This window comes from Mesorhizobium sp. WSM4814, from assembly GCF_055811595.1.
Window position 1 is genome coordinate 104,135 of sequence record NZ_JBVVQT010000011.1, and the last position, 21,840, is coordinate 125,974.

The following is a 21,840-nucleotide window of genomic DNA, read 5'->3' on the forward strand; positions in this document are numbered from 1 at the left end:
TCGGTCACCGAGCGCCGAATTGAACGGCGGCGCCCGTCAGGTAGTCGGACGATGACGAAAGCCGGACCGCGCGCAGAATGGGACGATACGAGTTCCAGACGCTGACCCGCGAGCCCGTGACGCGGATCGATGACTGTTAAATGAGACACCACCCGGTCGAGAATGGTGGCAGCATGGCATGTTTGGTGATCCGGTCGTGGCCACAGCCATCCTCGACCGGTTGCTCCATCACAGCCATGTCATCATGATCCGCGGCGACAGCTACCGCCTGCGCGAGAAGCGCCGTGCCGGTATCTTCAACTCAGCCAACCTCAACCTGGAGAAGGCTCATGACGCACGATAGCCGACAGATTTGCGCCCCGGCGTGCCGGCACCCCGGAGCCCACAGGTACCTCCCGCGCTCCGCTCCGCCAGCCGCGTGGAGGCGCTCCGCTACGCGCGGGTCCCTCCTGTGGACTCCGGGACCGAGCCACAGTCCATCAACCAAGGGGGGCAGTTTTAAGTGTCGCCGAGGGGCGCATTGCCTCAAGCAAAATGTTACCAATAGTGTCGCTGTTCCGAATGGGATGGTCAGGTGTTGTCATCCCGATTCGGAGGATGGATGGCAAGGCGGATCAGCATGGCGACACGGTCGGAATTGGTGGAAGCAATTGTCGGGCGGTATCGATCTGGGAGCCGAGCCGATAAGCGCCTCATCCTCGATGAGTTCGTCGCGGTGACCGGTTATCATCGCAAGCATGCGATCCGAGTGCTCCGTCATCGCGCGTCGAAGACACCCGGCAACAAGAGGCACAGCCTTCGCTATGGCGGCGATGTTCGCGAAGCGCTCGTGGTGTTGTGGGAAGCATCGGAGCGCCTGTGTTCCAAACGGCTGCGGCCGTTGATACCTGTCTTGTTGCCAGCGCTTGAACGGCATGGCCGGCTAGAACTCGATGCCGCGCTCCGCGGCAAGCTGCTGACGATGAGCCCGGCGACGATGGATCGGCTTTTGGCGGAGGTACGTGTTGTCGCTCGCGGCGGCCAGCGCCGGCGAGCAGGAATGAGTTCGGCGGTTCGCCGATCGGTGCCGGTGCGTACCTTCGGGGACTGGAATGATCCGCCGCCCGGTTACGTCGAGGTCGATTTCGTGGCGCATTCCGGCACATCTTCGTCCGGCAGCTTTGTGCAGACGATGGTGTTGACCGATATTGCCACGGGGTGGACCGAATGCGTTCCGGTCCGCACGCGCGACAGCGGCAATGTGATCGTGGCGATCAAGCAGGCCCGCTCGTTCTTTCCCTTCCCCCTGCTGGGCGTAGATTTCGACAACGACAGCGCCTTCATGAACGAGTTCGTCGTCTCCTGGTGCCGAAGTGAGGAACTGGAAGTGACGCGCGCTCGTGCCTATCGAAAGAATGACCAGGCGCATGTGGAGCAGAAGAATGGCGCCATCGTGCGTCGCCTGGTGGGGTATGGTCGGTTTGTCGGCGCGGAGGCAACAGCCGCTCTTGGCCAACTTTATGCTGTGGTGCGGCTTTACGGCAATCTGTTCCAGCCGTCATTCAAGCTTCAGGAGAAGACGCGGATCGGCGCTCGTGTGATCAAGCGCTATCATCCGCCAGTTCCGCCTGCAGCCCGTGTCCTTACACATCCGGGTGTGGCCGAGGCCTACAAGCAGCAGCTACAGGCGATGATGGAAACCGCCGATCCCGTGCTGCTGTTTTCTGGTCTCCGCGCCGCGCAGGCGGAGCTTGGACGGCGGGTCGATCGTCGTGGCCTGAATACGAAGATTGAGGAACCGGCCGTTATCGATCTCCAGCGCTTCACCGCGAATCTGAAGACGGCCTGGAAGAGTGGCGAGACCCGACCAACGCATCGGCGGCCGTATCGGCGGACCAAACCCTATCCGAAGAGGCCCAGCATGTACGAGCCGTTCGAGGCGCAGATCAAGGCATGGCTCGAGGAAGAGCCGGCGCTGTCGGCAGCAAGTGTGTTGCTACGCCTGACAAAGATCGACCCGTCGCGCTTCAAGGAAAGGAACCTGAGAATGGTGCAACGGCTTGTGAAGGCCTGGCGCATGGAAATGGCTGGGCTGATCATCCTCGATGGCAGCTGGATGAAGAACTGGCCGCTATCTCCCTCCGCCGCGACTGAGGGAGATAGGGGCCATGTCGGCCCCATCGCGCTCGGTAACATTCCTCGCTGAGGCAATAGGAGGGGTGAGTTCCGGATGTCGCTTGATACCTGCGCCTCGTCGGCCCGAGAAAGATCAGGCATGCGCCAGCAGCCAGATGCTGCATACGGGAGCCAGTTGTGGAGATCGCCCGCGCATCGCCGGCGCCGATGAGCCGACGCCAACATTACCGCAGGCAGACAGTCAAGCGGTTCTCGCCCTCAAGCGTCTGACGCATGATGCGTGTCCAAAAGCCGACAGCGGCAGAAAACATGTCGGGTTCAAAACAACCGGCCGTCTTGGACTTGGGAGGTTTTCGAGCCAGAACATGCATTTGCTACGGGCAAATCGCTGGCACGACGTTTGCTGGTTGAGCTCCGCAATACTGAGTGAGGGCGGAACGCATGAGAACACGAAAGACATTGATGGTCTGCTAACCGGTGTGTTCCGTTTCTGAGAGAAGAACCAGTTCGCGCATAAACGTCAGGAAAGGTGTGGGAATGGAGAACGACATGTTCCGTAGCGAGTCCCCGGCTCCTCCGATCAAAGTGGACGACTGGCTGCATGGCGAACCCCTTACGAACTTTCAGTCCGGCAACGTGTAGGGGTGACAAGTGCAATGGAACCCTGGTCAATTCGCCCATATTCTACGTCGCGCCCGCAGTAACTATGTTCATGGAGCAGAGGGTCGATCGTTTGCTGCAGGTCAAGGCTCGGACCTTAATGGCCTCCAACCGAATCGCCGCGGCCGCGATATTCGACGCAAATTTGGCCCGTGGTTGAAGACGTGTTCAAGGTCGGCCACAGGGGCAGCATTTACGTGGAATCGGTCTAGCCAGGCCGGACGTCGGCTGCATAAGCGGGACCGAAGTCGGCGTAACCGGAAGCGGAAATCCTCCGTTGAGCACGAGACCTGAAATTGAGGAAACGAAATGTCTCACGCAGCCCTTGGCCCTGCCCTCAACAAGGACGGCAAGGCCCATCCGTGCTCAGGACTTCCACGGCTCATGCCAAGGGAAATCGGACACCGGGCTGCTGGCCGATTTCATCATCACCAAGGAATTGCGCCGGAATATCCAATCGTTGGCAATCCGGATGCGGCCGCCCTGTGCAGGCTCGACATGTTTTAGACCGTAGTGGAGCTTGCGATCGAGGAGCGCTCAAGCGTGATGACATAGTCAACAACAGAAATGAAACCGACCGGTGCTCCGGGCGCGTGCTTTTCACGGTCCGGCAATTCGCCGGTCTGTCAAGGCGTCTACCGGTTCGGCTTCGAGACTCTCCGGAAACTCGCGGATACCGGCGCGAAACAGGTCGGCGATGCGACTGGAGCTATCCCGACGTGCCGCGGGCGTGAACAAACTGATTTTCGAGGAAGGATCATGTCAAACCTGGATGAGATGGCGAAGAAAGTCCGAAAGCTTCAACTGCGCGCGGCAATTGCCAAGACTAACTTGCGCGACCTTGCCGAGGGTCTCCCGGTCAAATGGATCGAGAAAGAGGAACTCGCGGAGAAAACGCGTGTCGTTTATGCCGAGTTGGATGGTGCCAGGAGAGAGCTCGCCAAAATGAAGACTTTGCGATGAGGAGCACATTCATCAGCCGCGACGGCTCCATATGGGTGCCGGAATATTTGATCGCTATAGATGGCAAAATCTGTATCGGCTGCGGCCGCTGTTTCAAAGTCTGCTCGCGCGAGGTCATGCATCTTCATGGCGTCGATGACGCGGGCGAAATCCTCGACGCCTGCGACGGCGGTGACGACGACTTCGATGGTGAGCTCAATCGCATGATCATGGTTGTCGACCATGCCGGCCGCTGCATTGGCTGCGGAGCTTGCGGCCGCGTTTGCCCGAAGAACTGCCAGACCCATGTCGCGGCCGACCAGATCGCAGCATGAGTTGCATGATTTGACGAGACAAATCAGGAGAACGGCATTGCGCTTCATCCCATTTTGCCGGCTCCTCGGGCTGGTCCTGTGCGGCAACGCTGTGACGGTTTACTTCGCCTCGCATTATTCGTTCCGTCTAGCAGTCGTCACGACGCTGGGCTGTTCGCTACTTCTTCAGCTGGGCTATTTCGCAAGTGTGCTCTTTCTGATTTGGCGATCCAGCTGCGCTGGCAAACCCGGGCAAGGGGCTGTTTTCGATAGGTCCCAGGAAGTTCGGTACCAGTCGCGGGACGATGATGAGCATAGGAATGAAGCTCAAGACGTGCCCCAGCGCAATCAAAAGCTCGGAATATTGCTGCTCCTCCCTTGATGCGCCGTAACAAGATCAGAGCTCAGATTCTTCACTTTGTTCAAGTTTGATTATTGAGGTCATGGTTCCCTGGTATGATCGAAGGCGACGGCATTCTCATCGTTCTAACTCCAGGGGAATGCAGTTTCTGTTCTCCGGGCAATGGTAGTCGATCGCAGCGCACGGCACGCGGGTTGCTTCGTTTCGAAGGCGAACGAAGCGCCGGAAAACATCACACGTGTGAAAGTGGCACATGTCCGGCTCTGCCACAGCCGTATGATGTTCGTGCGGGCCTATCTACGCGAGACGCAGGAGATGGTGTTCGAGCCCACGACCGGGCCTTCGCTTTCTTCGGCGGGGCCTGCACGCGCGGCATCTACGACAACATGAAGACGGGTGGAGATGGTCTTTTGGGCAAGGACCGGCAATACAATCGCCGCTTCCTGCAGATGTGCAGCCATTACCTGGTGCAGTCGGTCGCCGCACCCCGGCCTCCAGCTGGGAGAAGGGCAGGTCGAGAACCACGTCGGGCTGGTGCGCAAGCGCTTCTTCACACTACGGCAGCGCTTCAGGAGCTACGAGGAGCTGAACGACTTGCTGCTCGACAAGTGCGTCGCCTGGGCTAAGGCCACCGCCATGTCGATCAGCCGGACCGCACGATCTGGGAGGTGTTCGAGGAGGAACGCGGCAGGCGCGCTCCATCAAATACCAGCTGACCGTCGCCAAGCTGCCACTCGCCAAGGAGATCGGGGACGTCGACTTCACCGACACGCTGATCAACGTGGCCCTCGTCCGCGAGCTCGCCAACAAGAATCCAAAAGTAGACTGCTTTGGACATTATGCAGGACCAGAGGAGTGGGAGTCATAAAAGATGATTTTACCGGAACTGCGCTCTGCTAACCCAGCCAGGGGCAGCGTGTTGGAGATAACGACGACCACAGGATGCATCGTGGGATGTTCATATTGTCCGCAAGACAAGTTCGCGGCCTTGCAAAGACAAGTATCTCATACCAAGCATCTTATCCTTGAGGATTTCAAGCGGTGCTTGGAGGCGGTACCAACTTCCGTCGACATTAGTTTCGCCGGCTACTCCGAGCCTTGGCTCAATCCGGACTGCACCGAAATGGTCGAACACGCTTCCACCAGAGGCCACGGCATCCGGGTTTTCACGACGCTTATTGGAATGGAGCCGCGAGATCTGGAACGCTTGCAAGCGCTGCGCCTTGGAGTATTCGTGGTACATGTTTTCGATGATGGCGCCTGCATGAACAGCCGCCTTGTCGGCGACAAGTATCGCGCTTTGGTGCGTCAACTCATTGACGCGAATATCCCCTCGATTCAATTTGTCGTTCTGGGGAAGGCGCATCCTGGCATCGTCGACATCATCCCTACCGAAGCACTAATTCGCACGCGACCGATGTGTAGCAGGGGTGGAAGCGTCGACCCGAAGATGGTTGAACCACGGCAGCCAATCGTCGGAGCACTGACATGCGTCGACGATCGACAGCATCGGAATGTCCTTCTTCCAAACTGTGACGTTACCCTCTGCTCGATGGATTTTGAACGGCGTCACGTATTGGGTAACCTTTTATCCGACGAGTACACCGATCTCTTTGACAGCCCCGTTTTTTGCCAAATCGTTAATCGCATGAACGGAGCGGATGGCTTTCTGCTCTGTAGAATGTGCGAATTTGCTGACCCAAATGACCGCTTGCTGACTGGATCCCGGCGGACAGCCTGAAGGGCGTGGCCGATAATGCAGTTAACTGGCCAGATTAGACTGGGAATGCCTTCGCCATCCGGCGAAATCAATGCCTTTTCACGTTGAGCGAGGTGCGACTCGGCCGCTTCCGGACGAGCTCATAGGTCTTCGGCTTCCCAAGGAGTCCATGGTGCGTTTTCCGTCGAGCCTGATCCATCCGTTCCTATGTCGTAGAGGCCTTCATGCATCCGCGACCTGTTCCCGGTGCAAGGACCGCAATCTACGCGAGCGACGAGATGCGAGTGCTGCTCGCACGCGAAGGACGCCTCACGTTGGACTATCGCCGATGGAGCGAAGCTCTCCACAAAAGCTATGGTGTTTCGAATGTGGAGAGCCGTTGATCGCGCCTTTCCCGGTGGATTTTGGGGTTGTCGCAGCTGGGGCGGGTCTGATGTGTGCGCGTGGTCTGTGCATCCTAAGGCATGGAAATTGCAATCTTGTTGCTATTGAAGGGAACAGCAACACCCCACTTGCCGTGCTGTTTGGTGGATCGCCTGTCCGCATCAGTGATCTGTCTCAGGATCTTGCTGACAAATAGGCGCTTCGTGGCGACGAGCAGAACGTCAACTACCAGATGCCGTAGTATCGGCGCTTGCCCGAAAAAGTCTAAATCAAGCGGATGTCAACGAGCTGACGGAGAGGTATCCGAATGCGGAGCAAAGTGAGTGCATGGAGGCTTCGAAGTGCGTCTGGGCAGAAGATTAGGTGCCGTGCCAGGCGGCCCCCATTGTAGGCGACGTCTCTAGTGGAGCACGTCGCTAAGGGCCAGCAGATTTTTTCGAAAGTCACCGAATTGCAAAGCTCCGTCCGAACCGTTCTGGCCTTCTATGTGAGACTGAAGAAAAGCCGCCAAAGAACCAAACTCGTTTAACGCTGTCGTTGACGCTGCGTGGAGAGGGACCCTAGATGAATACCGACGTTTTCACAGCTCACGAGTCTAATGTTCGTCGCTATGGGCGCTCTTTTCCAACTGTCTTCAAGAAGGCGCTTGGGGCGACAATCTGGGACGAGTCCGGCAACCCGTTTATCGATTTCCTTGTAGGATCCGGTGCGCTCAACTACGGACACAACAACCCGACTATTATGGCGCCAGCAATTGAATATCTCGCTAGCGAGAACATTCTTCTGTCGCTTGACATGTATACGGCGGCAAAGCGTGAATTCATCGAAGCGTTTGTCGATTGCATTCTGAAACCCAGGGGCCTTTCTTACAAGATACAGTTTCCTGGGCCGACCGGCACAAACGCCAACGAAGCGGCGCTGGCCCTCGCGCGAAAGTATACCGGCCGCTCGATCGTCATGGCATTCACGAATGCGTTCCACGGTATGTCACTCGGCTCCCTGGCGGTGTCGGGGTCGGCGTCTACCAGAGAACTGGGAGGCGTTGCGCGCCACGATGTGATCCGTATCCCTTATGACGGCTATCCGAGCCAAACCTTCGATTCGGCGAGCTACATCGACTGTCTTTTGGGGGACCCGGGAAGCGGCATAGAAAAGCCAGCCGCAATCATTCTGGAGACCATCCAGGCAGAAGGCGGCATGAACGCCGCATCCGCGGCTTGGCTCACAGAAATTCAGCGCATTTGCCGTAAGCATGGTGTTGTTTTTATCGTCGACGATATCCAGGCGGGTGCGGGCCGAACAGGCGATTTCTTCTCCTTCGAGTTCGCGAAAATCGAACCCGATATCGTGTGCCTTTCCAAGTCACTGAGCGGTTCAGGTAGTCCGTTCTCCATTGTTCTTATTCGCCCCGACCTAGACATATGGAAACCCGGAGAACATAGCGGGACATTCAGAGGCAACAATTTCGCCTTCGTGACGGCAGGGGCCATGTCCAAAATGTGGTCGGACAGGCGGTTTACTGCTGGCGTCGAGCGGACAGCGGCCAAGTTGCAAACGCACCTTGATCGCCTCATTGCCAAATTTCCCAAGTGCATTGAACAGAAGCGCGGCCGCGGTCTGATGGCCGGCCTCAAGTGCCGTTCATCGGCCGCTGTGAGCCGTGTGCACGATATCGCGTTCGAAAACGGTCTGCTTATCGAATCCTCAGGGCCAGATCGCGACGTTATCAAAATCCTCCCACCGATAACCATCACCGATGCCGAACTTGATCGTGGCATCGCCATCCTTGATCGCGCATTACAGGAGCAAGACAATGTCTAGTCAGATATCTCAAGCCCCGGCCATCTCTCCTGTTTCGATCAGAGAACGGACCGGCTCGATCAGCACTGCAGACATTATCTCAGTCATGAAAGGCGAGACCACCGCTTTGCACATGAAGCAATCTTTCAGCACCGAGGTAGCCGAGGAGATCAGCGCAAACTTCAGTGGCAGCACCGGTCTCAAGCTGCGAAAAGATGGAGTGCCGGGACAATATGTCGGCGCATCCCACTACAGGAAGGATGCAGCCACCTATTTCGCAGAGGCCGAAAATGCGCGACCGCACGTCGAAGCCCTGTTTGAGAATTTGGTTGACCCGGTCCGAGCAATATTCAGCGCATTGAAGCGCGAGCTTCACAACCAGGGCATTGAATTGCGACTGGCCCGTTCAGAACACGGTCAGGCCAATGTTTGTCGCGCTATCAGCTGGTCTGGCAGCGGCACATTTTCATTGGACCCCCACGACGATGTCGCTCAAGTCTTATGTGCTGGGAGCGGTTATGAGCTTTCTTCGGTGGCGCACAACACTGTCGCAGCACTCAACTTCTATCCAAGCATGCCCGAGGAAGGCGGCAATCTGAGGCTCTGGAGCCATAAGCCGACAGTTGCGGACCGAATATCACAGGGTGTGGAGACCACTGGCTATCCCTATTCGGCAGGCTATCTCGAGGGCGTTCCTTGTCGCGAATTTCAGCTCAAGGCGGGGGATATCGCCCTGATCGATGGCGGTTTCGTTCACGGGGTCACCGGTCAATCAGGTAACGGAAAGCGTCGCCTGGTGCTGAACAGCTTTTTCGGGTTTGCGCGACCAGATCTTGTTGTCTGGTGGACCTGACGTTGGATAGAAGCAACGCGAGACGTGAGAGGCAAACGTCTCCTTCTCCACAGATATATTGCGCGTCTACATGCGCGGTGCGCGGTACACCGCTGCTGGCCTTTGACTTTTCTGAACTGGGCCCAATTCAGTGTACCTGCCCGCCAGACAGATGCAGGTTCAGGAAACGCCTGCCACAATGTTGAAGTTGCCAGTTGTTAAGAGGCTTTCTCCGCAAAACATAAATCGTCACCTCTGAATGATACTTGCCGAACGGATTTAAATCCCGACATTTTACAACTCAATAATTCCAAGTTTTAGCGCCTTTATTGCTGCTGTAGTTCTGCTACAAGTATCCAGCTTTCTCATTACGTTCTTTATGTGGAAGTTAACAGTGTTTACGGATATACCTAAAATTTGTCCAATTTCCCAGGAGGATTTCCCTTCCGCCGTCCACAGGATGCATTCCTTTTCTCTTGGAGAAAGGGTGGGTGGCTCCTCGAAACCGCTGATCCGCCGATATTCCACAGTCTCTCCTCCGCAGTGGTTTGCAGAATGTTGTCACTGGGCACGAAACTGCCGGGGTGTAAGGCTACGGCTCTGCGCGGCTTGCTGGGCAGCTCTGAATCCACACCGCTCTAGCATCTGATTGCAATTGTTGAGATTATTTTACCTTAAACTTGTATTTCGTCATCGTTATGCGAGCGCAATGTGGAGTACAAACATGATACTTTCGTCGCGTGTCTTTTACGAGCTTGAAAGAGTTTGCACGCCACATCGATTTTTTCGGCGAAAAGAAGTAAAATCGAGAAAAGTCGACACCCCACGGAGTCTCATCGGCGTGTTAAAAATATATCGTGTGGATAAATAAGTCTGAGAGTCGGTCTTGAAACTGACGTTGAGCGGTTCTTTGCAGCAGTTCCGCCCGTTGCGACGAGGGTCATGGCCTGGGAGACGTCGAGCGCTGCTCGTAGTCGCGCACGAGGCGTTGCCACCGGGCATCCAGCCGAAGGTGCGTTCGATCTCCCAGCGGCGCGGCAGAAGTCGAGATAGGCGGCCCTTGCCATGAGCTTGAGCTGATCGCGGTCGGCGAAGTGCTTGACCCAGGGCCAGCGCTTGCGGACGCCGGCGAGAATGGACCTGCGCCGGCGCTGTTTGAGATATCGGCCGGCGTCAGGTTGACCATCAAAAGCCGCCCGTCGGTATCGACCGCAATCCGACGCAATGCCATCACTAGGTGGCAATCCTTGCCGCCTTGGCGCCGTGCAGGCAAGTATCCCGGGACACCGCTCCTGCGACTGGGATCGCCTACCCGGACGCGTGTGACTCCCGCGCAGATCCGCTCCGGCATCGCGCGTTTCGGAACCCTGGCCCAAAGAGGTAATCAGAAGCTTCAACGGAGCGTCGCTGGATTCATCTTCCGGCAAGAGGTCTAGGAAGTTCAACTTGCGCAGTCGGCGCGAAAGTCGAACGAGTTCCGGTTTAATTGCGGCGTGTTGTCGAGCGTCGTTGTTCGTTTGCCGAAACTCATATCAGACGCCGGTTCATATACGTCAATATGAAACTTTCTAGACAAAGATGTTAAGCAATAGTAATTCTCAAGTTATAATGTGATGCGCATTCTTATTGTATTCACGATGTTGTCGTCGCCGAAAACATGCTAGAAAAAATACTTATGTCCAGCCATCGCCGATGGGAGATGCATCACGGGCAAGGATGTGACTGCTAAGTTTCCAGGCGCCTCACAAGGCCAACCACCAAGGGATGAACGATTATGGACGCGCTACCACTAATTTCACTTGCGAAACTGAGGGCCGATGCAACGCAACGTGAAGAGCAACGGCGCCTACAAATGGCCTGCCAGGAGTACGGGTTCTTCTACCTTGTCGAGCATGGCATTCCGAAGGAGCAGATCGCTCAAGCCATCGAGGCCTCCCGGCGGTTCTTCGCTTTGCCACAGTCGGTCAAGGAACGCTTCGGTCACGCAGCTCAAGGGATCTATCCCACTATCGCCCGTGGATACAGTCCATTGCACGGGGAAATCCTACATCCCGACGCCGGCCGCGATCCCAAGGAAGTGTTCGATCTCGGAATCGACAACGAAGGCGACCGCCGTCCGTTTGGCGGGAGCACGCTGTTTCCAGATGAGGCTTTGGCTCCTGGTTTCGCGCGAAGCCTGCTTGCCTTGCAGGCTACCGTGCTCCGCGAAGTCGTCCCGCAGCTCGGAACCGCGCTTGCCGACTTGATCGGTTTGGAACAGGGCTGGTTCCAACGGTATTTCAGCCCGCCGACTCTCGAGCAACGCGTAATTCGGTATCCAGCTCGCGGCGGCACGTGCGCCAAGCACACCGATGGTGGCTTCTTCACGCTGCTGCTACAGGAGGAACTCCCCACCCGGTCGTTGCAGGTGTGGTTGCGCGGGCGCTGGATGCCAGTGCCGAGCCTGCCCGACAGTCTCGTAGTCAATTTGGGCGATATGCTTCAGGCCTTGAGCGACGACCGGTTCAAGAGTACGCCGCATCAGGTCGTGCACAACGGTCTGACCGACCGAATTTCGCTTCCCTTCTTTATCTATCCGGACGTCGACGCGCGCCTGACTTCGCGGGAAGGGCGCCACGCCTTCAGTGTCGCGGAAATGATGCTGCGCAATTACGAGTCAGTCGAAACCGGGAATGGCGCCGGACGGGCGCGAGAATTGCAGTAAGTGTCCGGTGCTCTCAGGCTGCGTAAACTCATGGCGACTACCTCGGGGTGAGACACTGGGAGAACTCACGCAAATTTTGTCCGTTCCGCGTCGCGCGTATAGCGCGGCTGTAGTGCGCCTCCTCGGCCATCGGCCTTCAGGGACTCGAATAAGCTTCCGGGCGGAAGCCGTCTTTTGCACCTTGCTTGCATCGCTCAGTCCCGTGACGAGATGGTCTGGTTCAAAGCCGAGAGCGACTTTGATCCAAGAACCTGGAAGGACAGGAACGTAGATGGACGTGATCCACAATCTCGACTACGCGTTGCAGGCAACCCAGAATTGGGTCAGCGATTTGGCGTGGAGACTTCGTTGGCATGATCGCGAGCGGGTCTTCCGAGCCTTGATTGCGACGCTGCACGCCTTGCGCGACTGCTTGGGCCGCGATGAAGCCGTGTACATTGGTGCGCAGCTGCCAGCTTTACTGCGCGGCTTTTACTACGAGGGTTGGCATCCCGGCCGCCGCGCCATACCCAAAAAACGGAATTCGTTTCTCGACCGCATCCACGACGGCGTCCACCGCGACCGGGCAGTGGATCCGGAAGAGGTTGCCCGCTCGGTCCTAAGCCAATTGTCGGACCGGTTGTCTGCAGCAGAGATCGACGAAGCCAAGGCGGCCACTCCAAGAGCGCTGCGTGACCTCTGGCCAGTCTGAGAAACGTCTGCGCCAGGAACGTGGACATGGAACCATTGCTGACAGCCTTTCCACGAAACGGCTCGATCCATTCGCAATCCTGCCTAGGCAAAATTCGGTTTCCTTGGGCGACATCTACGTCCGCAGTAGTGCACTTATGTGAGATTTCCATAGGAACTAAAATGGCTCCTACCGAAGTGATCAAGAATTTCATCGATGGGGAGTGGAGAGATTGTTCGTCCGGCAAACGGATCGAGGTTGATGACCCTTCAAACGGGGAGACGATAGCGGTTATCGCAGCGGCAGGACCTGAAGAAGTGCATCTCGCCGTTGCTGCCGCTGACCGCGTCTTCCGCGACCGCGTTTTGATTAACATGCACCCATACGACCGTGGCCGCATGCTTTTCCGCGTCGCGGATGCACTTGAGGCACGCAGCGACGAGGTCGCGATCGTCAACTGCATGGAGACTGGGAAGGCGTTGGACCTTGCCAATGGCGAGGTTCGCACGGCCGTCAGATACCTGCGGTACTACGCTGGCTTGGCGGATAAGCTCGAAGGTCGCTCTATTCCGCGGGGGGCGGATCTTGTCGACTACACGGTCAGAAGCCCCTTCGGAGTGTCAGCCCAGATCGTTCCTTGGAACGGCCCCCTCGAATTGACGGCCCGTTCGCTAGCTTGCGCCATTGCAACTGGTAACTCAGTGGTAGTGAAGTCTCCCGAACTGGCTCCTTTATCAGGCATCGAACTTGCTCGTGCCTGTGAGACTGCGAGCCTGCCTGCCGGAGCCGTGAATGTGCTCACTGGGTACGGCCAGACTGCAGGTCAGGCGCTGATCGATCATCCGGATGTTCGCCACATCGTCTTTACGGGTTCCATGGCAACCGGGCGAACGGTGCTCAAGGCCGCAGCGGAGCGCATCGTACCCTGCATCATGGAACTGGGCGGCAAATCAGCCGCTGTCGTTTATTCCGATGCCGATCTCGATGCCCTCGTGGAAGCGGTGCGTATCGGAACGTATCTAAATGCTGGCCAGAATTGCAACAACCTAACAAGATTGCTTGTAGAACGTTCAATCGCTGATGAAACGGTAGAAAGAGTGAAGGCTTGCGTCGAAGGACTCTCAATTGGGCCAGGACGCGAAAACTGCGACATCACCCCGCTGATCTCTCAAAAGCAGAGAGAGGGAGTCGAGAGAGCCTGCCAGATGGCCCTGTCGCAAGGGGCACGGCTTGTGACCGGTGGAGCTGCACTTTCGGAGCGAAGCGGCTATTTCATGGCGCCGACTGTATTTGCCGACGTCGCGCCTGATAGGAGTCTTTTCCAGAAAGAAGTATTCGGTCCGGTTCTTGCTGTTACTGCTTTCGATGAGCCGGCAAAAGGGATCGAACTGGCCAACGATACGGATCAAGGTTTGGCAGCGGGCGTTTTCACCCGGGATATCGACCGGGCTCTTTGGAGCGCGGATCGCCTCTGGGCTGGCCAAGTGTACGTGAATGGTTGGTACGTCGGCGGCGTAGAAACGCCGTTCGGCGGAGTGAAGCGGTCTGGCTACGGCAGGGAGAAAGGTCAGGAAGCACTTGATGGCTACGTGCAAACCAGAAATATTGGAATCCGGATCTCACAACAGCAGACCGTCATTGCCAGTCGCCCACCCCCCGTTGGGAAGTCTCGCGGGTGAGCTGGGCCATCAGGCCGGCTGGGAGCTTTCACACGGCAGCGTCGCGCCACAGCGGTTTGCGCTTTAGGCCGCAGACTCATAAGCCCGCAACCATACGCGAACTGAAGCGAGTTTGATCGCTGCGAGAAGTTTCGCGGATCGCGGTCCTATTGGGTCGCTACTCTGAAATGTTTGACCTTGTTGAAGTAGCGCTCGACGAGGTTGACTGTTTGTAGACCCATGCGCTGAAGGGAGAAGCTGCGGGTTCGGTTCTTCTTCGGCGGGATGTTGGCCCAGGCTCCTTTCTCTGCGGCGATGCCGCGAATGGCGTCGCTGTCGTAAGCACGGTCGGCGAGCAGGATCGCATCGGCTGGACGGCGTCGAGCATGGCGAGGGCGGGCTTGCCGTCATGCGCCTGTCCGGACGAGATCGATTGGGGCCCTTCGGCATCGACAAGCGCATGGATCTCGGTGGTGAGCCCGCCGCGGGAATGTCCCATGCAACTATCGTCATCGCCCCCAGGCGACCAAAATTGTAATAGATCATTTACACGACTTAACAAAACCTTCGCGAAATCAGATCTCTGAGAATGGTAGCTTGCCCACAAGGCTGACGGCAGGCCGAATAGCAAGTCGACGCCTGGTTACCTCTCAGGCCGTCGCACAGCATATTGCGGAGGTCGACGGTAATGGCAAAAAAAGCTCTCATTCTGGTGGAAGGCAATAGGAGTATTGGCCGGCTATACGTTAGAGCGGCCAAGCGTCTTGGTCTTCATCCCATTACATTCTCAGCTGATCCAACCCAGTACGACTATCTTACGGCGGACGGTACAGAGGCAATCAGTGTCGATACCGACGATCTCGATGCTCTGATCTGCGAATGTTCCCGGCTGCGCGCAACCTATGACATTGCTGGCATCACTGGCTTTACAGGTCTTGATGAGTTGGCCTACGCCACGGTAGGTAAGCTATGCCGGTCCTTCGATCTGCCAGGACCGAACCCCAGAGCCATTGAACGGTGCTGCGACAAGTTCACTCAACGTCAGCTCCTCGCAGAGGCCGGCGTTCCAATGCCGGCTTATCGCTTAGCAGCCAATGCCGCGGACGTCGAAAGCTGTGCCGCGGAGATTAACCTCCCGGTCATTCTTAAGCCTGCCGTGGGCAGCGGCAGCAGCGGTGTCCTACTGTGCCGCAACGTTGATGAACTAACTAAACATACGACCCATCTGTTGGGTGGGAAGCACAAATGGCGGTCTTCGCCGAGAATACTGGTGGAAGAATTCGCCCAGGGCCCCTATTACTGGGCTGATATAATGGGAGATGAGGTCATTGGAATTGGCGGCGCTGATTTCGGCAGCCCACCGCATTTTGTTCATCGTGGGTGCACCTATCCAGCCGTGCTTACTGACGACGAGCAGCAGCGTGTCGCCGAAGTGTCGCTGACCTGTTTGCAAGCTCTCGACCTTGGCTGGGGACCATCGAACATTGGATTCCGCTGGACAATGCGTGGCCCAGTCGTCATTGAGGTCAATCCGCGTCTTGCTGGCGCGCCCGGTCCTCAAATGGTTAAGTTAGCTTATGGTGTAGATCTCGTCACCGAGCACATCAAAGTTGTTATCGGCGAAGAATGGGACTTGCGAAGAACCCGTTCGCATGTTGCGGGCGCGCGGTTCCTCCTCCCTGAAGGTGATGGCATCCTCGACTGGATTGATGGCGAGAGTCGAGCGGCTGCCGTGGAAGGTGTCGCCGAGGTCAAACTGCATGTTCAACCCAAGACCCCTATCATCAGGGAAGGCGACTACCGAGATACGATGGGACACGTCATCGCCGCTTCCCCGAGCCGCCCTCAGACCGGCGCGATACTTCGGCATGCGGTGGCCTTGATTGATTGGTCGATCAAGTCGGTTTCTGCCCCTGGCGAACAGGAACAACCCGTGGCCGCCTTAACGCCGACGGCGTGCGGTGAGGGTGACAGATAAAGGTGTCTTTCGCCGAGTGTCGGTGCAGTCGAGAGCAGTAGACGGGAGCACCTCGTCAACTGGCCGTCCGTGAGCAATCCCGTCCAGCCTGATTTTGCGAGTTGGGGCGCCTTGGGAGCGCAAACCGAGCGGTATGGTTGCAGCTTTTGAATGACGTGCCGGGCACGGTGTTCGGCCGCGAACTCGCGCGCCATATCCGCGGCGATCGGCCGCTCGACAGATGTTCTTGCTCGTGTCTTCGGCGCGGAGCGCGCCATCAGAGAAGGCTACTATGAGCTAGGTGCGCAAATCGCGGATCGCCGACGTGCTGTTCTTCGGGGGGCGGGGCAAAAGGCTCGCGACCGCGGCCAAGCGCAACTACGGGACAAACGCACTATGCGAACTGGGGAAAGCGTCATTGTAGTTGCAGCCGCGCCTGCTCGATTGCAGGAGTTAATTTCGTATATGGCCGCATTTACGGGGATTGCCTCAGCTGTTCGGGGATGGCGGCTCGCCCGCATCACGCCTCACGTTCCGGGAGCAGAGGCCGCTAGCTGCCGGCGTCATTGCCTCCTGAGCGCGTCGTCAGAATTACTGCGCGCGTGTCTCGCCGGTTTTAGGCGCATCTCGCCGCGCAAAGCCGATTTCCTGCGTGCAGGCGAGACAATTTGCGTTATTCGCGTACTTACATGCGCTACAGTACCAAGCGCCTTTGAGCGGTTCGATCTTCTTCTTGTAAGCTTGTAACCCGCCGTGATGCGGCTGGTGTTGCAAAGAATAACACAACTACGCCTCCTCCCAAGGCGCACCTGCCCGGCAGCGAGCTCGGTCTCCTGCCGGGCTTGGTGAGTGTCTGCGCATAGAGGCAGCGTTGAGCCCTTAATGAGAACGGAAAGAATGCTGAACGATCGACGGTCGCATGGGCTATGGGAGCGGACAGCTCCGCCGCCGCCTGCAACGGAGAAGCTGGTAGGCGACGTCGTCGCGGATGTGGCGATCGTCGGTGCCGGCTACACTGGGCTCTCCACTGGGCTGCACCTTGCCGAGCGGGGCTTGAACGCTGTGGTGATCGAGTCTGCCGAGATTGGTTTTGGCGCCGCCGGGCGCAGCACCGGGTTGGTAAATGCCGGCCTCTGGGTGATGCCATCGACCCTCAAGGAAACGCTCGGCCCAGTCTATGGTGGCCGTTTGCTTGATTTGCTGCGCGATTCCCCACGCACCGTCTTCGAGATCGTCGACAAACACGAGATGCCGTGCGAGCTGAAGCGGGCCGGCACGATCCACTGCGGAGCCGATAAGAAGGGCGTCGCCCAAATCGAAGAGCGAGCGCGGCAGTGGCAGGCGCTCGACGCCCCGGTTCACATCCTTGATGCCGGCGAGACGCGTGCCAAGACAGGCAGCTCGGCCTTCGCCGCAGGTCTCCTCGACCTCCGTGCAGGGACGATCCAGCCGCTCGCCTATGTGCGCGGCCTGGCTGGCGCGGCGATTGCCGCCGGCGCGACCGTTTTCACCGCGAGCCCGGTCGAGCGCATCGAGCGCGAGGGCGGCGTCTGGCGGCTTGCCACGCAAAGTGGAAACGTCCGGGCCAAGTGGGCCGTTGTTTCGACTGACACCTACACCTCACGCATTCTTCCCGAGCTGCGCCGCGAACAAGTGGTGCTGCCGTTCTTCCATGTTGCGACTGCGCCGCTAAGTCACAGAATTCGCCACACGATCCTGCCCGAAGGGCACGGCGCGTGGGATACCCGGACCGTGCTGACAGCTTTTCGCACAGACAATGCCGGCCGCGTCATCGTCGGCAGCGTCGGCGCGCTCCGCGGTACCGGAATCGCGATCCATCGTAACTGGGCGAGGCGGCGTATCCGGGCGCTCTTCCCGCAGATCGGTGACGTGGAGTTGGAGCACGAGTGGTATGGTCGGATCGGCATGACGAACGACCATCTGCCTCGCCTTCACCTCCCGGCGGAGAACATGATCGCACTGACGGGTTTCAACGGGCGAGGCATCGCGCCGGGCACAGTGTTCGGCCGCGAGCTCGCACGCCATGTCAGCGGCGAGCTGCCGCTCGACGGGATGTTCCTGCCCGTATCTTCGGCGCGGAGCGCGCCCTTTCGAGCAATCAGAGAAGGCTACTATGAGCTAGGTGCGCAGATCGCGCATTTGCCGCCGGGGCGCTGATCCGATGAGCTCTCGGCTGTAGAGGTTGGCTTGCGAGCGCAGATGGGGAGGAATTGTTGCTGTTTGACTATATAATTGTAGGTGGTGGCTCATCCGGCTGCGTCATGGCGAACAGATTGTCGGCTAAAGGCAGTTACGTCTTGCTCATTGAGGCTGGGCCTGACTTTCCCCCGAACGAAATTCCTGATGACATTGTCGACGGTAACCCCACGCGCGCTTACTACAATCAGCGGTATCAATGGCCATCGCTTACTGCAGCTGTGGTGCGAAATAGCAACAGACGTGTGCACTATGAGCAGGCTCGTGTAGTGGGTGGAGGCTCAAGTATCAATGCTCAGGTCGCTAACCGGGGTGGGCCTGCAGATTATGATGAGTGGGCGTCTGGGGGGGCAACGGGCTGGAACTGGGAAGGCGTCCTGCCATATTTCCGCCGACTCGAATGCGATCTGGATTTTCGCGACCACTTTCATGGCAACAGCGGGCCGCTGCCGATTAGCCGTGCCGATAAAGGAGAGTGGTCTGGGTTCGTCAACGCGGTGTCGACGGCTCTCGAAGATGAGAACATCCCCTTCCGGCCAGACTTTAATGGTGAGTTCCGGGACGGCCACTCGGTTGTCCCACTCACAAACATCAATCGTCGCCGTGTATCAGCTGCGATGGCGTATTTACCAGAGAGCGTCCGCGCTCGGCCAAATCTCAGAATTTTGTCAGAGACTACGGTCGTAAGGCTAACCATTGCAGGGCGTCAAATAACCGGCGTGGATATTGAGAGTAAGACGGGTCGCCAATCCTACAATGCTACAGTGGTCGTCCTCTGTGCTGGTGCTATTCACTCGCCCGCGATACTGATGCGATCCGGTATTGGTCCGCGAAAAGTTTTGTCAGGGGTCGGCATTCAAGTCGTGGCGGATGTCGAAGGGGTCGGAAAAAATCTGCAGGAGCATGCCGGGGTCGCCATCTCGGCGTACTTGAAACCGGCGGATCGCATGATCCCGACCGCGACCGGATATATCCAGATGCATGCCCGGTATTCATCCGGTCACAACGGCTGCCCACCTACCGATATGGCCATCTCGGTTCTGGCGAAATCTGCCTGGCATCCTGTTGGCAAACGCTTGGGGACGCTCAATTTCTGGGTTAACCGCGTCTATTCGACAGGAACTGTCTCGCTCAAGAGTTCCTCTCATCTTGTTGAGCCAGAGGTGAATTTCGACATGTTGAGCGACGAACGCGACGCTAAGCGATTAAAAAACGCGTTTCGATTCGTTGCGAGACTGATTGGCCACAAGGCTTTGACGCATACGGCGCTTGACCCCTTTCCTTCTACCTGGACTGGACGAGCAAAGCGAATCGGCAAGTACAACCGTTTAAATTACGGTCTCACCTCCTTTCTCGCGGCCCTTATGGATAGTTCCTCTTCGCTTCGGCGAAGCCTGATCAAGTTCGCCATCACTGATGGGTGCAGCATCGCCGACCTTCTCAATAGTGACGAACTGCTCGATCGTTTTGTGCGACAAAACGTTTTTGGAAACTTTCATCCCACTTCAACTTGCAGGATGGGATCTGCTCATGATCCGAACAGCGTGACCGATCCGAGTGGCCGCGTTCATGGACTATCGGGTTTAAGAGTCGCCGATGCTTCAGTGATGCCATTCTGCCCACGCGCAAACACGAACATCCCAACGATTATGGTTGCCGAGAAAATGTCTGACGCCATACTTCGTGACTGCGGGAAGCAATGAAGTTGTCGTGTGTCAAGCAGGTAATCAAGTTCCAGCGGCCGCAAAGCACCTCGGCAACTTCAGCGCGCTATCAATCTGGCTAGTCGGAACCTGTCAAGTAGCCAAATACTAGCCGACGGCCGATTATGTAGATGTCCGTCACTCACGTGAAATGCGAGGAGTTGGACCCCATCTCGAAGCGAGATGGGGTCAATACACACAATGCATTTGACTGTGGAGGTTCAAGCCTGGAAGCGTTCCAGCGACAGAACACGCGACGCGGAACCGTGCATCTAGAGTGCCGAGCCCGGGTGCGCGGAGGAGGCGGGCAGATCCGAAGCGCGGGTCTGCTCCTGGTGCAGGAGACAAGAATGCGCAGCGTCGATGATTTCCGGAATATTCATGAGGAGGCTATCGCTTGGCGCCGTCACCTCCACCAGAATCCGGAACTCGGATACAACGTGCACAACACCGCCCGCTTCGTCGCTGAAAAGCTTGCTTCCTTCGGGATAAACCATATCGAGACTGGCATAGCCGAAACCGGTGTCGTTGCGGTTATTCAAGGCGCCGGCGGGGATGGACCGACGATTGGCCTGCGCGCGGATATGGACGCACTGCCGATCATCGAGGCTACGGGCAAGCCCTGGACGTCTCAGATCGGGGGGAAGATGCACGCCTGCGGTCATGACGGCCATACCGCCATGCTGCTGGGGGCCGCTAAGCATCTCTCCGCCACTCGGAACTTCAAAGGTTCGGTTGCACTCATTTTCCAGCCCGCCGAGGAAGACGGGCAGGGTGCCGGCCGAATGGTGCAAGAAGGCTTGATGGACAGGTTCAATATCTCCCAAGTCTTCGGTATGCACAACATGCCAGGCATTGACGTGGGCAGGTTCGGTATTCGCGACGGATCGATCATGGCGGCCCTCGACGAGTTTGACATTACTGTCACGGGCCGGGGCGGACACGCTGCAACGCCTCATTTAACCATAGATCCAGTGGTAGTCGGAGCACAGATTATCACGGCGCTCCAGACCTTGGTTTCCCGGAACCTCGATCCGACGGAAGCGCTCGTTGTGTCCGTGCCGAAATTCACCGGAAGTGAATCCTACCACATCATACCTGAGTCCGTGACGCTGGGCGGAACGGTTAGGAGCCTGTCGCCAGAATTGCGTGATTTTGCTGAAACGCAAATCAAGGTCTGCGCTGAAAATATCGCGGCAGCTTTCGGGGCTAAAGTGGAATATCGGCATAGGCGTCTCGAGCCGTTGACGTTCAACCATACTGCGGCGACCGAATTGGCCGCCGCAGCCGCGCGCGCTCTTGTAGGGCGAGAGGCGGTCAACGAGCAGGTCAAGCCGGTGATGGTCTCGGAGGACTTCTCTTACATGTTGCAGGCGCGACCTGGCGCGTTCCTGTTCCTCGGCAACGGACCTACCGCGGGCCTGCACAATCCGACCTACGATTTCGATGACAATGCACTCCCTTACGGGATCGGCTACTGGGTCAACTTGGTGGAAGGCGGCTTGGCCGGTTAGCGCTGCTTAGTCTCGTCCAGCGCGATCATCAGATAGCTACGCAGCGTTGTTAGCTTAGCTTACTGGCCGCCATCGTGAGGCATGACAATCCAGCTCCGTCCTCAAACTGAGCAATCTGGGTGCCGTGCAAAATTCCAGAAAGTGGCCAGTTGCCGCCATGCACCTGGCCGAGGCATGGTCAGCGAGCGACCCGAAACCGGATCATGGTTCGCGAGACGAGCCCGTGAGCTGCCGTTCGACCTATGCAAGCCAGAGCACACTGCTGCCGTTCGGGCCGGTGAGTACTTTA

General features: G+C 57.6%; 14 protein-coding genes and 5 pseudogenes. 17 read left to right on the top strand and 2 right to left on the bottom strand.

Going from position 1 to position 21,840, the window contains the following annotated elements; all coding sequences use genetic code 11:
- Positions 1 to 178: 178 nt before the first annotated feature.
- From AC0L2V_RS18230 to AC0L2V_RS18275, 10 genes and pseudogenes are all read left to right on the top strand, one after another.
- Positions 179 to 343, top strand: a pseudogene (locus AC0L2V_RS18230) (ATP-binding protein); the annotation flags it as partial.
- Positions 344 to 601: 258 nt separating this feature from the next.
- A complete protein-coding gene (locus AC0L2V_RS18235) occupies positions 602 to 2,185 on the top strand; it encodes an integrase catalytic domain-containing protein (RefSeq protein WP_473520798.1) in 1,584 nt (527 codons plus the stop codon).
- A 1,349-nt stretch (positions 2,186 to 3,534) separates the two neighbouring features.
- Positions 3,535 to 3,738, top strand: a complete 204-nt coding sequence (locus tag AC0L2V_RS18240) for a CCE_0567 family metalloprotein (protein WP_473520799.1) — start codon at positions 3,535 to 3,537, stop codon at positions 3,736 to 3,738.
- Positions 3,735 to 4,052, top strand: a complete 318-nt coding sequence (gene fdxB / locus AC0L2V_RS18245) for a ferredoxin III, nif-specific (protein ID WP_473520800.1) — start codon at positions 3,735 to 3,737, stop codon at positions 4,050 to 4,052. Before AC0L2V_RS18240 ends, fdxB begins: the two co-directional genes overlap by 4 nt.
- Complete coding sequence (locus AC0L2V_RS18250; RefSeq protein ID WP_473520801.1) at positions 4,024 to 4,413, top strand: exopolysaccharide production repressor protein; 390 nt, start codon at positions 4,024 to 4,026, stop codon at positions 4,411 to 4,413. The genes fdxB and AC0L2V_RS18250 overlap by 29 nt, the downstream gene beginning before the upstream one ends.
- Before the next feature lie 213 nt (positions 4,414 to 4,626).
- Positions 4,627 to 5,093 (top strand): annotated as a pseudogene (locus tag AC0L2V_RS18255) (IS21 family transposase); the annotation flags it as partial.
- Positions 5,078 to 5,197, top strand: a pseudogene (locus AC0L2V_RS18260) (IS21-like element helper ATPase IstB); the annotation flags it as partial. The pseudogenes AC0L2V_RS18255 and AC0L2V_RS18260, both read left to right, overlap by 16 nt.
- Positions 5,198 to 5,263: 66 nt before the next feature.
- Positions 5,264 to 6,133, top strand: a complete 870-nt coding sequence (locus AC0L2V_RS18265; RefSeq protein WP_473520802.1) for a radical SAM protein — start codon at positions 5,264 to 5,266, stop codon at positions 6,131 to 6,133.
- 927 nt (positions 6,134 to 7,060) lie between these two features.
- The gene (gene ectB / locus AC0L2V_RS18270) at positions 7,061 to 8,317 is read left to right on the top strand and encodes a diaminobutyrate--2-oxoglutarate transaminase (protein WP_473520803.1); all 1,257 of its coding nucleotides are present in this window, start codon (positions 7,061 to 7,063) and stop codon (positions 8,315 to 8,317) included.
- Positions 8,310 to 9,149, top strand: a complete 840-nt coding sequence (locus AC0L2V_RS18275; protein WP_473520804.1) for a 2OG-Fe(II)-dependent halogenase WelO5 family protein — start codon at positions 8,310 to 8,312, stop codon at positions 9,147 to 9,149. The genes ectB and AC0L2V_RS18275 overlap by 8 nt, the downstream gene beginning before the upstream one ends.
- A 273-nt stretch (positions 9,150 to 9,422) precedes the next feature.
- Here AC0L2V_RS18275 and AC0L2V_RS18280 read toward each other — a convergent pair.
- Positions 9,423 to 9,620, bottom strand: a pseudogene (locus AC0L2V_RS18280) (helix-turn-helix transcriptional regulator); the annotation flags it as partial.
- A gap of 407 nt (positions 9,621 to 10,027) precedes the next feature.
- Positions 10,028 to 10,350 (bottom strand): annotated as a pseudogene (locus tag AC0L2V_RS18285) (transposase); the annotation flags it as partial.
- Between the two features lie 552 nt (positions 10,351 to 10,902).
- Here AC0L2V_RS18285 and AC0L2V_RS18290 point away from each other — a divergent pair.
- From AC0L2V_RS18290 to AC0L2V_RS18320, 7 genes are all read left to right on the top strand, one after another.
- Positions 10,903 to 11,832: an isopenicillin N synthase family dioxygenase gene (locus tag AC0L2V_RS18290; RefSeq protein WP_473520805.1), complete on the top strand. Its 930-nt coding sequence runs from the start codon at positions 10,903 to 10,905 to the stop codon at positions 11,830 to 11,832.
- A 271-nt stretch (positions 11,833 to 12,103) separates the two neighbouring features.
- Positions 12,104 to 12,523 (top strand): DUF2267 domain-containing protein, encoded by a 420-nt coding sequence (locus tag AC0L2V_RS18295; protein WP_473520806.1) that lies wholly within the window; start codon positions 12,104 to 12,106, stop codon positions 12,521 to 12,523.
- 161 nt (positions 12,524 to 12,684) lie between these two features.
- Positions 12,685 to 14,181 carry an aldehyde dehydrogenase family protein gene (locus tag AC0L2V_RS18300; protein WP_473520807.1) on the top strand — a complete coding sequence of 499 codons (1,497 nt, stop codon included), beginning with the start codon at positions 12,685 to 12,687 and terminating at the stop codon, positions 14,179 to 14,181.
- A 667-nt stretch (positions 14,182 to 14,848) separates the two neighbouring features.
- Positions 14,849 to 16,138 carry an ATP-grasp domain-containing protein gene (locus tag AC0L2V_RS18305; RefSeq protein ID WP_473520808.1) on the top strand — a complete coding sequence of 430 codons (1,290 nt, stop codon included), beginning with the start codon at positions 14,849 to 14,851 and terminating at the stop codon, positions 16,136 to 16,138.
- Positions 16,139 to 17,014: 876 nt separating this feature from the next.
- Entirely contained in the window at positions 17,015 to 18,295 is a 1,281-nt protein-coding gene (locus AC0L2V_RS18310) for an NAD(P)/FAD-dependent oxidoreductase (protein ID WP_473520809.1), read from the top strand.
- 56 nt (positions 18,296 to 18,351) lie between these two features.
- Complete coding sequence (locus AC0L2V_RS18315) at positions 18,352 to 20,037, top strand: GMC family oxidoreductase (RefSeq protein ID WP_473520810.1); 1,686 nt, start codon at positions 18,352 to 18,354, stop codon at positions 20,035 to 20,037.
- 350 nt (positions 20,038 to 20,387) lie between these two features.
- On the top strand, positions 20,388 to 21,551 hold the full coding sequence (locus AC0L2V_RS18320) for a M20 aminoacylase family protein (protein ID WP_473520811.1): 1,164 nt from the start codon (positions 20,388 to 20,390) through the stop codon (positions 21,549 to 21,551).
- Positions 21,552 to 21,840 lie beyond the last annotated feature (289 nt).